Below are 11643 nucleotides of genomic sequence, written 5' to 3' on the forward strand. Positions count from 1 at the left end.
GGTTGCGCCTAGCTTCGCTCCAACGCTTCCGGAGCCCTTCGCCATGTCCGTCAAATTCGTCCTGCTCGCCTCGATCGCCCTCGCCACCACTGCCATCGCGCAGGACAAGACCGCGCCCGTCGGCGGCGACATCCCCGCCAAGTTCGTGCCGCCGACCGCCGCGCAGGACTATGTAAAGCGCGAGGTGATGATCCCGATGCGCGACGGGACCAAGCTCTACACCGTCATCGTCTATCCCAAGGGCGTAGCGAACGCGCCGATCGTCCTAACCCGCACGCCCTACAACGCCAAGGGTCGCGCGAACCGCTCGGACAGTGCGAGCATCCTCGCCACGCTGCCGCTCGCCGACGAGATGTTCGTCAAGGCGGGCTATATCCGCGTGTATCAGGACATCCGCGGCAAATACGGGTCGGAGGGCGAGTACGTCGTCACGCGCCCCGTCATCGGTTCGCTCAACCCGACCAAGGTCGACCACGTCACCGACGCGTACGACACCATCGACTGGCTGGTGAACAAGGCGAACCTGCCGGAATCTAACGGCCGCGTCGGCATGATCGGCTCGTCCTACGAGGGCTTCACGGTCGCGATGGCGCTGCTCGCCCCGCACCCCGCGCTGAAGGTCGCCGCGCCCGAGAGCCCGATGATCGACGGCTGGATGGGCGACGACTGGTTCCACTACGGCGCCTTCCGCCTCGCCAATATCGCCTGGCTCGGCAGCCAGACCGGCTACAAGGGCGCGGGCAAGGCGCCACCCACCGGCGGCTATGACGATTACGAGAATTTCCGCGAGGTCGGCTCGGCCGGCGACTGGGCGAAGAAGTCCGGCTACGACCAATTGCCCTATTGGCAGCGGATGGTGTCGCACCCCGCCTATGACGGCTTCTGGCAGGGCCAGGCGCTCGACAAGCTGCTCGCCGCCAACCCGTCAAACGTGCCGACGATCTGGGAACAGGGGCTTTGGGACCAGGAGGACATGTACGGCGCGATCACCGCGTGGGAGGCACTGAAAGCCAAGGGCAAGCTCGGCAACAACCACCTCGTGATGGGGCCGTGGCGCCACAGCCAGATCAACCGCGAGGGCCGCAGCCTCGGGCCGTTCCAGTGGAATGGCGACACCGCGCAGCAATTCCGCGAGGACATGCTGCTCCCCTATTTCAACCAGTATCTGAAGGATGGCCCGGCCGTCACGCTGCCCGCCGCCGCGATCTACAACACTGGTGAGAACCACTGGGACAAGTTCGCGACGTGGCCGCTCGCGTGCGAGACGGGCTGCACGTCGCCGCTGAAGCCGATCTACCTGCAGGAGGGCGGTGCGCTCGGCTTCGGCAAGGCGACGACCGGCGGCGATAGCTATGTCTCCGATCCGTCGAAGCCCGTGCCGCATCTGCCACGCCCGGTGAACTTCGGCGACGGCCGCTGGGGCGATTGGCTCGTCAGCGACCAGCGCGGCGTCGATGGCCGTCCCGACGTGATGACCTACACCACCGAGGCGCTGACCACGCCGGTGCGCGTGTCGGGTGCGCCGATCGCCGACATCTTCGCAAAGACGACCGGCACCGACGGCGATTTCGTCGTCAAGGTGATCGACGTCTACCCCGCCGAGAACGCGACCGATCCCAAGATGGGCGGATACGAACTGCCGATCAGCCTCGACATCTTCCGCGGTCGCTATCGCCAGAGCTTCGCCAAGCCGACCGCGATCCCGGCGGGCAAGGTGCAGGAATACAAGTTCCGCCTGCCGACCGTGAACCACGTCTTCCAGCCGGGCCACAAGATCATGATCCAGGTCCAGTCGAGCCTCTTCCCGCTCTACGATCGCAACCCGCAGACCTTCGTCCCGAACATCTTCCTCGCGAAGAAAACGGACTATAAGCCGGCAACGGTGACGATCGTCCGCGGCGGCGCATCGGCGAGCGCGGTCTGGTTGCCGGTGGTGCCGCTCGATCAATCCGCGGCAATGGCGAAATAATTCGCACCGATCCCTGCGGTATTAGAAGCCACCTGAACAGACATCGTCGCCCGGCCAACTCGGCCGCGGCGGCGCCCCCGCAGAGTCATTACCCCTGACGCCAGACTGATCATACTACTCCGTCGCCTAGTCGTTTCCGATCACGCGCGGCCGCCTGCAATTTCGTACTGAAGGCGCAGGTTACCAAGGGCAATGCCATGACGACGGATCAAGACGACACCTGCTTCCCCGCCGACGACAGCGACGATTCGAGCTATTTTCAGCGTCGAGCCGAGTGGCATGAGGGTCGCGCAAAGGTCGCCGAAGACTCTAGCACGCGGTCGCTCAATCTGCGGTTCGCGCGGCTCTATGCGGCGCGTGCGACGTCCTGATATGGTACATTACAGCTAGTAGTCCTACACAAAACTACCAGGAACCAAGTAGTTACTGCTAGGTTTATGCGTCCAGTCCCGTCGCGATACCCCGCGTGCGGCAATGTACTGGAGCTGCTCACATGAAGCGCATGACGTCCGCCACCGGGGCCTTGGCCCTGCTGGCGTCCATTGCCGGTTGCGCCGCGCCCGCGACCCGCATTTCGTCTGGGCTCCAGCGCTACGGGCTCGATCAATCGCGCTCCGATTGCGTCGGTGATCGGCTCCAGGCGAACCTCTCGCTCAGCCAGTTGCAGCGTCTGGGCAAGGCCGCCGCGGCGTACCGCCAGGGCGACACCACGCCCGGCGTGCTCACCCCGTCCGATCTCATCCGCGTCGCCTCCGAACTCCGCGACCCGAAGATCGCGCTCGAAGTCGGCAAGGCCGCCGCGGGCTGCGGCGTGCTGCCGTAACGCAGGCCTTCTCCACCCAATTCCAAACGTAAGGATCTGACATGAACAAGGACGAATTCCAGGGCGGCGCCCGCTATGTCGGCGGCAAGGTCGAGAAGGCTGTTGGCGACACCGTGAACAGCCGCGACTGGCAGGTCGACGGCGTCGTCGACCAGGTCGCCGGCGGTGCGCAGAACCTGTACGGCCGCGCCAAGTCGGCGATCGAGGACGCCGTCGACGGTGCCCCCGAACTCGCCGACAAGATCGGCAGCGAAGCGCGCGAAGCCGGCGATCGTGCCGCCGACGCCGCTCGTCGTGCCGCCTCGACCGCGCAGGCATCGGCCAAGGACGCGCCCGTCCTCTGGGCGCTCGGCGCCGCCGCGATCGGCTACGGCCTCGCATGGCTCGTCCACGGCCAACGCGACTGATCGCATGACCGTGGCGCCGCCTCTCAAGTCGCTTCGTGACTCCCCCGATCTGCGCCACCTGCGCCAGATCATCGCGGGGCTGGACGAAGGCGTCATCCTCGTCGATCCCGATCAGGACATCCTGTGGGCCAATACGGCCGCACTCGGGATGCACGGGGTCGACTCGGTCGAGGATCTCGGTGCCACGGTCGACGATTACCGCCAGCGATTCCAGCTGCGCTACCGCAACAACCACAAGCTCAACGACGCCGACTACCCGATCGAGCGCGTCGTGTCGGGCGAGGCCTTTTCCGAAGTCGTGGTCGAGGTCGCGGTCGCCGGCGAGGACGAACCCCGCTGGGTGCATCAGGTGCGCAGCCTCGTCCTGACTAACGACGACGACGAGCCCGAATGCCTCGTCATGATCATCCAGGACGTGTCCGCACAGTTCGAGGCCGAGGATCGCTTCGAACAGTCGTTCAACGCGAACCCCGCGCCAGCGGTCATCTGTCGCCTGTGCGATCTTCGCTTCGTGAAGGTCAACCAGGGCTTCATCGACATGACCGGGCACGACCGCGATGCCGTACTGTCGCGCACGGTCTACGATATCGACGTACTCGAACGCGGCGAAAAGCGCGATCTCGGCAAGGAGCGCCTCGCCGAGGGCCGCACCATCCCGCAGATGGAGGCGGAGCTCAGCCTTCCCGACGGCGAGACGAAGCTCGTGATCGTCGCCGGCCAGCCGATCGACATGGGCGATCAGCCCTGCATGCTGTTCACCTTCGCCGACCTTGAGCCACGCCGCAAGGCCGAGACGCAGCTGCGCCATAGCGAGGAGCGCTTCATGCGGACCTTCTCGCTCGCACCCGTCGCGCTCGCGATCGGCGCGCGCGATGGTCACCGGCTGTGCGACGTCAACGAGGCCTTCACCAGCCTCACCGGTTATTCTTCGGCGGAGATCATCGGTCGCCCGCTCGGCGACGTCGACCTGTGGGAAACGCCCGCGCTGCGCCATGCGATCGAGGCCGATATCGACGCCGGCCTACCGATCCGCGACCGCGAAGTCCGCATCCGCGGCAAGGACGGCGACATCATCGACTGCATCGTCTCGACCGAGCCGATCCAGCTCGACGACGAAGCGTGCGTGCTGTGGGCGATGCGCGACATCAGCACGCGCAAAGCGTCCGAGCGCGAACTCGTCAACGCGATCGAGGCGGTGATGAAGGACACGAGCTGGCTCAGCCGGTCGATCATGGAAAAGCTCGCGCGGATCCGCACGCCGAACGCCGAGCCGGTCGGCGTCGGGCTCGACGAACTGACGCAGCGCGAGCGCGAGGTGCTGGCGCTGATCTGTCGCGGGCTCGACGACAAGTCGATCGCGCGCACGCTCGACGTCTCAAGCAACACCGTGCGCAACCATGTCGCGCGGATCTATTCGAAGATCGGCGTCAACCGCCGCAACGCCGCCGCCGCCTGGGCGCGCGCGCGGGGGTTCGACGGCGATTCCATCCCGCACGCGCTCCACCTCAAGGCGCCTTCGAAGGAGATCGCAGCATGACGCGCGACAAGGACAAATCGGACCAGGACGAAGCCCGCACCCGCCAGGCGAAGGGCTCGATCCAGGAGGCGATCGGCAAGATCATCGGCGACCCCGCGATCGAACAGCGCGGCTCGCAGGAAAGCGAAGCCGGCGCCCGCGAAGCCAAGGCCGACAAAGCCTCGAAGGTTGGCAAGGGCTCGAAGGCCGGAACCGCGAAGGCCGACAAACAGATCGACACACCCATCGATAGGCACGGCAAAGACTGACGCCGTTCCTCGAATTTCGTGAATAACAGGAGTGAATTATGGCTAACCATGTAAATCCCGGCGTCCTGCCGACGGACGACTTCCGTCGCGTGAAGACCCCGACCCGCATCTCGTGGGGCGCAATCTTCGCCGGCGTCGTGATCGCGATCGCGATTCAGCTCGTGCTCGGCATCCTCGGCACCGGCATCGGCCTCAGCCTGGTCGATCCGGTCGAGGGCACGACCCCCGGCGCGACCGGCTTTGGCATCGGCGCAGGGATCTACTGGATCATCACGACGGTCATCGCGCTGGGCGCAGGCGGTTATGCCGCAGCACGCGGCGCTGGCGTGGATGACCGGTTCGACGGCCTGATCCACGGCCTGGTCGTCTGGGGCGTCACCCTGATCCTAACCATGTACCTGCTCACCTCGGCCGTCGGCGGCATCATCGGCGGCGCATTCCGCACCGTCGGTTCGGTCGCATCGGCAGCCGGTACCGGCATCGGCGCAGCAGCCCCGAAGGTTGCCGACGTCGCCAATGTCGACGTCACCGACGTTCGCCAGGAAGCTGCTCAGTATCTGTCGGACGCACCGTCGGACCCTGCGCAGATGACGCCGGAGCAGGCCCAGAAGGAAATCGCCAAGGAGCTGCCGGCACTCGCAAAGGGTGGCCAGGACGGCGCACAGGCTGAAAGCCGCATCGTCGACATCGTCGCCGCACAGCGCAAGATCAGCCGTCCGGAGGCTCAGGCCCAGGTGACGCGCGCCAAGGCTCAGTTCGTCCAGACCAAGAACAAAACGATCGAGACCGCCAAGTCGGCGACCGACACCGCCGCCGGTGCAGCCGCAGGTACGTCGTTCATGATCGTGATCGCGCTGCTCATCGGCGCTGCCGCTGCAGGCTTCGGTGCCACCACCGCCGCCCGCCGCCGCGTCTACACCGACGCCGTCTGATACGGCGACCGGTTCATGTAACGGGTGCCGTCCGCGTAACGGGACGGCATCCCATTCGGCGAACGGCCGCGCAATCGCGCGGCCGTTCGTTCGTCAAACAGGTTACATCGTCGCTGCCGACCGGGTAAGGACCTGCGGCGAGGACCTGATAAAAATCCAAGGGTACCGAGATGACCACGTCGCAACAGGATCGCCGTTCGCTTCGCATTGCCATCGTCCGTGCGTTGCAACTTGCCGACGCCCAGGACGACCATCTCGTGGCGGCCTTGCTGGCGCAGGCGCTCGACGCAGCCGAGAACGAACTGTCCGAATAAGATACCCATTGTGCGTGCGCGCCACGAACATTTTATAATGAATGCTGCCCGCAGTTCGTCCATCGAGCGGCAAAACGCGCCTCCGTGGGTTGGCTGATCGCGCCAAGCCTGCGATGGCAGCATCATGAATTCTCACGGAACACTGCTCGAGCCCGGCCGCAACTGCTGGCGGATCGAACCCGCCAAGCAGGCCACCGTCATCGTCGACGCCGACGATTATTTCAAAGCCGCCCGCGCGGTGATGATGAAGGCCAGGAAGCAGATCCTGCTCGTCGGCTGGGATTTCGACGCGCGCATCCGCTTCGGTGGCGGCGACGACGGCGGGGACGACGACGATGGCGGTCCCGAGCGGGTCGGCGAATTCGTCACCTGGCTCGCGCGCCGCACGCCGGGGCTCAACATCCATATCCTCCGCTGGGATACCGGCGCGATCAAGACGCTGTTCCACGGCCAGACGCTGTTGCGCATCGCCAAGTGGATCCGCGACCCGCAGGTCCATCTGCGGCTCGACGGCCATCATCCCCCCGCCGGTTCGCATCACCAGAAAGTGGTCGTGATCGACGACGACGTCGCGTTCTGCGGCGGGATCGACATGACCGTCGACCGCTGGGACACGCGCGCGCATGCCGACGACGAACCGCGCCGGATCGAGCCCGACGGCTCGCCCTACGGTCCGTGGCACGACGCGACCACGATCCTGCAAGGCCCGGTCGCACGCGCACTCGGCGACATGTGCCGTGGGCGCTGGGAAGTGTCCGGCGGTGGCGCGCTGGAGCCGGTGACCGATGGCGCCGACTGCTGGCCCGATCACGTGAAGGCTGATTTCACCGACGTCGAAGTCGGCATCGCGCTTACGATACCCGAAATGGCCGAGCAGGAGCCCCGCCACGACATCGAGGCGCTGTACGTCGACCTGATCGCGCGGACGAAGCGTTTCTTCTACGCCGAGAGCCAGTATTTCGCGTCGCGCAAGGTGGCCGAGGCGATCGGCAAGCGGTTGCGCGAACCCGACGGTCCCGAGTTCGTCATCGTCCACCCGACCACGGCGGAGGGCTGGCTCGAACCGATCGCAATGGACTCCGCACGTGCACGTCTAGTCGAGGCGCTGCACGAACAGGATCCGCACAATCGGCTGCGGCTCTACCACCCTTTCACCGCGGGTGGGCAGCCGATCTACGTCCACGCCAAGGTGACGGTGGTCGACGACGAGGTGCTTCGCGTCGGCTCGTCCAACTTCAACAACCGTTCGCTGCGGCTCGACAGCGAATGCGACGTCGTCATCGACGCCGCGCGCGACCGCAACGCCGGTGAGCGCGACACGATCGCAAGCATTCGCAACGGCCTGCTCGCCGAACATCTCGACACCGACGTCGCCACGATCGAGACGTCGATCGCGGAAACCGGCTCGCTGATCGAAACCATCGAACTGCTGCGCGGCGATGGCCGCTCGCTTCGCCCGTACGAGGTTCCCGAACTCGATTCGGTGCGCGAGTGGCTGGCCGACAACAAGATCCTCGATCCCGAGGGTCCGGGCGAGATGTTCGAGGGACTGTCGGGCCGCAAGCCGCTGCTCAAGAACCTGCGCCCGCACCTCCACCGCGCCGACGGCAGCATCTCGCCGGTCATGGCCGCGGTCGCGGTCGGCGGCACCGCGGCCGGCATCGCGCTGGTCGGGACGATGCTATGGGGCCTCCGCACCAGGAAATGATGCGCAAATCCTCCCCCCTCGAGGGGGAGGACTCAGCCTCGCAGCTCATCCTCGAACGCGCGCACGATCCGCCGGTCGGGGATGAGCCACAGCGCAACCACCCCCACGTACAACGCGATCGCGAACCAGCGGCTGACGAACGCGAGCGGCACGCCGGTGAAATAGAGCGCGATGCTGCCCCACCCCTTCCAGTCGGAACCGATCGCGCGCGCGACCGCCGACTCCTTGCCGTTGCAGGCGATGATCGCGCGTTCGGTCAGCGAATAACCAATCGCCGCCAAGCCCAGCACGATGCCGTAAGCTGCCGTCGCCCCCGCCGCGAACGCGCTTTCGTCGAGCCAGCGGATCACGAACGGCACCAGGCTCAGCCAGAACAGCAGGAACAGGTTCGCCCACATCACGCGCCCGTCGACGCGCTCGACCGCGGAAAACATGTGGTGGTGATTGTTCCAGAACAGCCCGACGTTCACGAAGCTCAACACATACGCCAGCAGCACCGGCGCACTCCCGATCAACGCGTGCAGGTCGCCCGTTTCCGGCACCTTCAGTTCCAGCACCATGATCGTGATGATGATCGCGACCACGCCGTCCGTGAAGGCCTCGACTCTGCCCGGCCCCAGTCGTCGTCCGCTCATAGTCGCCCCCCGCCAGCTCTCACCGTGAGCTTGGCCACAATAAGAAATGTGAACTCAGTATCTTGCAATAAACCGGCTCGGTCTCAGCCGTTGCGATACTATGACCTATAAACGATTGACCGATCTATCCCAGTCCGATCCGGGCTTTTACATCGTGTCGCGGCGTGTCATTCCTCTGACGACGCAGTTTCTGTTTGCCATTTGTAGACGTGATAAACGCCCGGCAGATCAGGAAAACCTGTGTTCGGAGAGGCTTGACCCTGAATCGCACGCTTCCTTGCACTTCCATGACAAGACGGAGTTACCGAAATGAGCAGCGGCTTCATCAAGACCGAAGACGGCGTCGACATCTTCTACAAGGATTGGGGACCGAAGGACGCGCAGCCGATCGTGTTCCATCACGGCTGGCCCTTGTCGTCGGACGACTGGGACACGCAGATGCTGTTCTTCCTCGCGGAGGGCTACCGCGTCGTCGCGCATGATCGCCGCGGGCATGGTCGCTCGTCACAGGCCGAAACCGGCAACGACATGGACCATTATGCCGCCGACGCCTCCGCCGTCGCCGAGCATCTCGACCTGACCAACGCGGTGCATATCGGCCACTCGACCGGCGGCGGCGAAGTGGCGCGCTATGTCGCGCAGTTCGGCCAGCCCCAGGGCCGCGTCGCCAAGGCCGTCCTCGTCAGCGCGGTCCCGCCGCTGATGGTCAAGACCGACGCCAATCCCGGCGGCACGCCGATCGCGGTGTTCGACGGATTCCGCAAGGCGCTCGCCCAGAACCGCGCGCAGTTCTTCCTCGATGTCGCATCGGGGCCGTTCTACGGCTTCAACCGTCCGAACGCGGTCGTCTCGGATGGCGTCGTCCGGAATTGGTGGCGTCAGGGGATGATGGGCAGCGCGCTCGCACATTACGACGGCATCAAGGCGTTTTCGGAGACCGACCAGACCGCGGATCTGGAGGCGATCACCGTGCCAATGCTGGTGCTGCAAGGCGATGACGACCAGATCGTCCCCTATGAAGACGCCTCGCTCGTGCAGGCGAAACTGCTCAAGAACGCCACGCTGAAGATCTACAAGGGCTTTCCGCACGGCATGCTGACGACGCACGCCGAGGTCCTCAACCCCGATCTGCTGGCGTTCGTGAAAAGCTGAACGGCCGTAGGGGCCGGCCCGCCGCGTGATCTGAAAGCACGCGGCGGGCCGATACCTAAGACCCCGACCGTCAGTGCGGATCGCGCGGCGTTTGCACCGCCTGTTGCCACCACAACATCCACGCCACCCCGGCCAGCAATGCCGTCGCCGCGAGCAGCACCGCCTACAGCACGATATTCCACGTCGGCACCCCCGCATCGGCAAGCGAGGACAGAGTCACCGTCGCGGCCGGCACCGACACCAGACGCGCGTCCCCCGCCCTGCCTTGCCCATCGGCAAGATCGGCGGGCGACAGGAACACGTCCTTCGCCGCAGTCCGCCCGGCCGCGAGCGTGAACGGCGCACTTCCGCAACCCGCGCCGCACCGCGCCCGTTCAGCCTCAGCGACACGCCCGACACCTTCAGCGCATCGGGCGCTCCCAGGATCGGCATCGGACCGAGCGACACATGGTCGATCGCGGCGCAAGCCCCGCCGCCGGTCGAGCATGATTGGGAATACGCGCGCGGATAAAATTTGAGCTGCATGATCCCGTTCCTCGATTTCGCCCGTTAAGCGCCTGTCCTGCAACCAAAGGGAGCAAGACCTAGGGGAGATACCGATGCAGGGGATGCATGCATGGTGGCGTTGAGCGAACGGCGATCGGTCGTCGTCATCAGCGACTGGGTCGACGGCTGGCCCCCTGCGGATCCCTTCACCGTACCGCCTCCTCGCGACGGATCGGCATGGCGCGCGATCGATCCCGTGAGCCGACCCTGGACGGGTGCCGCCGGCCACCGCGAGCCCGTCGCCGGCGGGTATCTCGAACGCCTTCCGCTCGCGCTCGTCGCGGCCGGCATCGTCGAGCAGGCCGAGATCTGGCATCACTGGCGCGGCGAAGGCGACCCACCATTCCACCGCGACAGTCCGGTGCTCGCGCGCCGCGCCTTCCGCCTCGACCACGATTGCGCGCCGTTCGCCTCCACCGAGATGTTCGACTTCGTGCGGACCTTCGGTGCACCGCACATCCTGGTCGTGCTCGGGCTAGGCGTCGCGCCCGAGCTCCTCGCGCTCTGTGCGAACAGCATCATCCTCTACAATTCGATCGACGCGCCCTCGTTGCGCGTACCGCCCGAAGTCAGCGAGCATTTCGATCTCGTCATCACCGGCGCGCAGTGGCAGTCCGACGAGGTCGAGGCCCGCCACCCCGGCATGCGCACCGTGATCCTGCCGGTCGGCCCCGAGTTCGCCGCGGTCGACCAGTTCCGTCCGCTCGGCACGCCCAAGGATGTCGACCTGATCTACGTCGCCGCCGCGCAGCCGTATAAGCGCCACGACATCCTGTTCGACGCGCTTGCACAACTGCCGCGCGACGTCCGCGCGCTCTGCGTCTTCGGCTACGGCGAGGATGCCGACGCACTCCGCCAACGCGCGCGTGACCAGAATCTCTCGATCGAATTCGTCGGACCGCCGGGCGTACCCATAGACGAGGTCAACCGCCTGATGAACCGCGCCAGGTTCGGAGTCGTCTGCGGCATCGACGACGGCGCGCCCGCGATCCTCACCGAATACATGCTCGCCGGCCTGCCGGTGCTCGCCAACGCGGGATTACGCTGCGGATTGCAGTTCATCCTGCCCGAGACCGGCATGACCGCTTCGACAACCGGGTTTGCCGATGCGATCCTTACAATGCGTGAAACCTACGCCGAATTCCGGCCCCGCGACGCCGTATTGGAGCGTTGGACTTGGCAGCATAGCGTTGTGCGTTTGGGTGCGATTATCCAGCAAATACATGATGCAAAGCAATTACATTTGCATAGTCAGGTCTGAAGCGTGGGCTTAGGTTCGATTAACAACGCGGATGACCGCGGATTCGCGGATTGGAAGAGCGTGCACGGTATCGGACCTACCCCCAGCCTCGCCACGACCGACGATACGAGC

General features: G+C 65.5%; 13 protein-coding genes. 11 read left to right on the plus strand and 2 right to left on the minus strand.

Going from position 1 to position 11643, the window contains the following annotated elements:
• Nucleotides 1-43: 43 nt before the first annotated feature.
• The 9 genes from AC1MH0_RS06450 to AC1MH0_RS06490 all read left to right on the plus strand — a co-directional run bounded on the left by AC1MH0_RS06450 (nucleotide 44) and on the right by AC1MH0_RS06490 (nucleotide 7938).
• Complete coding sequence (locus AC1MH0_RS06450) at nucleotides 44-1969, plus strand: CocE/NonD family hydrolase (RefSeq protein WP_480965201.1); 1926 nt, start codon at nucleotides 44-46, stop codon at nucleotides 1967-1969.
• Between the two features lie 197 nt (nucleotides 1970-2166).
• Nucleotides 2167-2340 (plus strand): hypothetical protein, encoded by a 174-nt coding sequence (locus AC1MH0_RS06455; protein WP_480965202.1) that lies wholly within the window; start codon nucleotides 2167-2169, stop codon nucleotides 2338-2340.
• A gap of 122 nt (nucleotides 2341-2462) precedes the next feature.
• Nucleotides 2463-2792 (plus strand): hypothetical protein, encoded by a 330-nt coding sequence (locus AC1MH0_RS06460; protein ID WP_480965203.1) that lies wholly within the window; start codon nucleotides 2463-2465, stop codon nucleotides 2790-2792.
• A 41-nt stretch (nucleotides 2793-2833) separates the two neighbouring features.
• Complete coding sequence (locus AC1MH0_RS06465; RefSeq protein ID WP_056064930.1) at nucleotides 2834-3199, plus strand: CsbD family protein; 366 nt, start codon at nucleotides 2834-2836, stop codon at nucleotides 3197-3199.
• A 4-nt stretch (nucleotides 3200-3203) separates the two neighbouring features.
• Entirely contained in the window at nucleotides 3204-4736 is a 1533-nt protein-coding gene (locus AC1MH0_RS06470) for a PAS domain S-box protein (RefSeq protein WP_480965204.1), read from the plus strand.
• Nucleotides 4733-4984: a hypothetical protein gene (locus AC1MH0_RS06475; RefSeq protein WP_480965205.1), complete on the plus strand. Its 252-nt coding sequence runs from the start codon at nucleotides 4733-4735 to the stop codon at nucleotides 4982-4984. The genes AC1MH0_RS06470 and AC1MH0_RS06475 overlap by 4 nt, the downstream gene beginning before the upstream one ends.
• Nucleotides 4985-5022: 38 nt before the next feature.
• Complete coding sequence (locus tag AC1MH0_RS06480; RefSeq protein WP_480965206.1) at nucleotides 5023-5916, plus strand: hypothetical protein; 894 nt, start codon at nucleotides 5023-5025, stop codon at nucleotides 5914-5916.
• A 170-nt stretch (nucleotides 5917-6086) separates the two neighbouring features.
• The gene (locus AC1MH0_RS06485; RefSeq protein WP_156348916.1) at nucleotides 6087-6230 is read left to right on the plus strand and encodes a hypothetical protein; all 144 of its coding nucleotides are present in this window, start codon (nucleotides 6087-6089) and stop codon (nucleotides 6228-6230) included.
• Nucleotides 6231-6354: 124 nt separating this feature from the next.
• Nucleotides 6355-7938 carry a phospholipase D-like domain-containing protein gene (locus AC1MH0_RS06490; protein ID WP_480965207.1) on the plus strand — a complete coding sequence of 528 codons (1584 nt, stop codon included), beginning with the start codon at nucleotides 6355-6357 and terminating at the stop codon, nucleotides 7936-7938.
• Between the two features lie 32 nt (nucleotides 7939-7970).
• On the opposite strand, the gene AC1MH0_RS06495 is transcribed toward AC1MH0_RS06490, so the two are convergent.
• Nucleotides 7971-8573 (minus strand): TMEM175 family protein, encoded by a 603-nt coding sequence (locus AC1MH0_RS06495; RefSeq protein ID WP_480965208.1) that lies wholly within the window; start codon nucleotides 8571-8573, stop codon nucleotides 7971-7973.
• 309 nt (nucleotides 8574-8882) lie between these two features.
• Here AC1MH0_RS06495 and AC1MH0_RS06500 point away from each other — a divergent pair, with 309 nt between their 5' ends.
• Nucleotides 8883-9725: an alpha/beta fold hydrolase gene (locus tag AC1MH0_RS06500; protein WP_480965209.1), complete on the plus strand. Its 843-nt coding sequence runs from the start codon at nucleotides 8883-8885 to the stop codon at nucleotides 9723-9725.
• Nucleotides 9726-9888: 163 nt separating this feature from the next.
• On the opposite strand, the gene AC1MH0_RS06505 is transcribed toward AC1MH0_RS06500, so the two are convergent.
• Nucleotides 9889-10191: a hypothetical protein gene (locus tag AC1MH0_RS06505; RefSeq protein WP_480965210.1), complete on the minus strand. Its 303-nt coding sequence runs from the start codon at nucleotides 10189-10191 to the stop codon at nucleotides 9889-9891.
• A gap of 150 nt (nucleotides 10192-10341) precedes the next feature.
• Between AC1MH0_RS06505 and AC1MH0_RS06510 the strand changes: the two genes are divergently transcribed.
• Nucleotides 10342-11532 carry a glycosyltransferase family 4 protein gene (locus AC1MH0_RS06510; RefSeq protein WP_480965211.1) on the plus strand — a complete coding sequence of 397 codons (1191 nt, stop codon included), beginning with the start codon at nucleotides 10342-10344 and terminating at the stop codon, nucleotides 11530-11532.
• Nucleotides 11533-11643: the final 111 nt, after the last annotated feature.

The sequence above is a fragment of the Sphingomonas sp. AP28 genome (assembly GCF_056680455.1).